This is a genomic window from Hyphomonas sp., from assembly GCF_040882205.1.
GTDB lineage: Bacteria > Pseudomonadota > Alphaproteobacteria > Caulobacterales > Hyphomonadaceae > Hyphomonas.
Genome location: NZ_JBBEBT010000293.1, coordinates 1 through 2195, shown reverse-complemented (window position 1 = coordinate 2195; position 2195 = coordinate 1). Strand labels below are relative to the sequence as shown.

The following is a 2195-nucleotide window of genomic DNA, read 5'->3' as shown; positions in this document are numbered from 1 at the left end:
CTACCGTCAGGTTCTGGCAGTGTCCGGTCTTGGCCTGATTGTTCTGTCGGTTCCGGTGGGCTTGGCAACGCCCTTCCTGCCGTTCGCCCTGCCCATGGCGATTGTTGGTGCGGTCCTGCTCGCACGCAATGCCGTCTGGGGGCGCCGCTGGATGGAGGGGGTGCTGACGCGTCATCCGCGCATCGAGAAAATGGCGCCCGACTGGCTGATGACGAAGGTGTTCGGCCGCCAGAAACGCTTGTTCGCTGACTAACCGCGATTGCGCCCTTGCCATACAGTGAAAACGCCGCACACATGTCTGCTTGGGAGACATGCGGGGCTGCAATGCAATTCAGAAAACTTTGCCTGATCGCGGCAGCGGGGTTCGTCCTTGCTGCGTGCGAGGCACCGGGAAGCCGCAAGGAAAAGGACGGGCCCGGGTCGGCGACCGCCAATCCTTTCCCGTCGACCTACAAGCCGTATCCTTCGCAGACGATGCTGATTGCCAATGCCACCGTGATCGATGGCAAGGGCGGGCTGATCGAAAACGGCGCGGTGCTGGTCGAGGGCGGCAGGATCAAGGCCGTCGGCACGGACCTCACGGCGCCGGAAGGTGCCGTCACGGTGGACGCGCGCGGCAAGTGGGTCACGCCCGGCATCATCGACAATCACAGCCACCTCGGTGCCTATCCGTCACCCGGCGTCGAACCGCATGCAGATGGCAACGAGATTTCCGGCCCGGTGACGGCGGAAGTCTGGGTCGAGCATTCCGTCTGGCCGCAGGATCCTGGTTTCACGCGTGCACTCGCGGGCGGCATAACCTCGCTGCAGATCCTGCCGGGCAGTGCCAACCTGTTCGGTGGCCGCGGTGTCACGCTGAAGAACGTCCCTGCGCGGACGGTGCAGGCGATGAAGTTTCCGGACGCGCCCTACACGCTGAAGATGGCCTGCGGCGAGAATCCCAAGCGCGTCTACGGCTATGGCCGCGGCACGACGCCGGGCGGTGCACCTTACTCGCGCATGGGCAATGTCGCGGGTTACCGCGATGCCTGGATCAAGGCGACCGATTACAAGAAGCAGATGGACAAGGCCGCTGATGGTAGCGGTGATCCGCCGAAGCGCGATCTCGAACTGGAGACGCTGGCCGGCGTGCTGAACGGTGAAATCCTCGTCCACATGCACTGCTACCGCGCCGACGAGATGGCGCAGATCCTCGATATCTCGAAGGAATTCGGCTACAAGGTCACGGCCTTCCACCATGCAGTAGAAAGCTACAAGATCGCCGACAAGCTGGCCGAGTATGGGGCTTGCTCGTCGATGTGGGCGGACTGGTGGGGCTTCAAGATGGAAGCCTATGACGCCATCCCGGAGAACATCCCCCTTGTCCACAATGCCGGCGCCTGCGCAATCGTGCATTCCGACAGCGATGTCGGAATCCAGCGCCTGAACCAGGAAGCCGCCAAGGCATGGGCTGATGGCAAACGCATCGGGATCGATGTGCCGATTGAAGTGGCGTGGCAGTGGTTGTCGCTGAACCCGGCGAAGTCGCTCGGCGTGGACGACCGCACCGGCAGCCTCGAGCCAGGCAAGATGGCGGATGTGGTGGTCTGGTCCGGCAATCCGTTCAGCAGCTATGCCAAAGCCGAGAAGGTCTATGTGGACGGCGCGCTGATGTTTGACCGGGATGACCCGGCCAGCCAGCCAGTAACTGATTTTGAACTTGGTCAGCCTGGCGAAGGAGACCGCAAATGATCCGCTGCCTGATTGTCAGCTTCGCAGCGCTCGTCGCCGCATCCGCCGCCGCCGCAGAGCCGGTGGCGATTTATGGCAAGTCGGTCTGGACGGGCACCGCCCAGGGCACGATCACCGACGGTGTCGTGGTCATCGACAATGGCCGCATCGTGTCGGTCGGTCCGGCGTCCACGCGGGTACCCGCCGGCGCGGCGCAAGTGCGCGCCGAATGGGTCACGCCCGGTCTGATCTCTGCCTTCTCCCGCACCGGCCTTTCCGAAGTCAGCGGTGTGGACGCGGCAAATGATGACGGCGCCGGGTCGTCAGCCTTTTCGGCTGCGCTGAACAGTGCGGACGGCTTCAACCCGGACGCCACCTCGATCCCCGTGACCCGGCTCGCCGGCTTCACGCGGTTGGTGGTCGCGCCGCAGGCCCGGTCGAAACTGTTCGGCGGACAGGGCTTCCTCGCCGATACGTCCGGCCTG

Annotated in this window: 2 protein-coding genes and 1 pseudogene; all 3 read left to right on the top strand. The window is 64.1% G+C overall.

Going from position 1 to position 2195, the window contains the following annotated elements:
• Window positions 1-253 (top strand): hypothetical protein (locus WEA77_RS12660; protein ID WP_368068244.1); only part of this gene is annotated, 253 nt, incomplete at its 5' end.
• A gap of 71 nt (window positions 254-324) precedes the next feature.
• Window positions 325-1731, top strand: coding sequence for an amidohydrolase (locus WEA77_RS12655; protein ID WP_368068243.1), 1407 nt, complete (start codon window positions 325-327; stop codon window positions 1729-1731).
• Window positions 1728-2195, top strand: a pseudogene (locus WEA77_RS12650) (amidohydrolase); the annotation flags it as partial. The gene WEA77_RS12655 and the pseudogene WEA77_RS12650, both read left to right, overlap by 4 nt.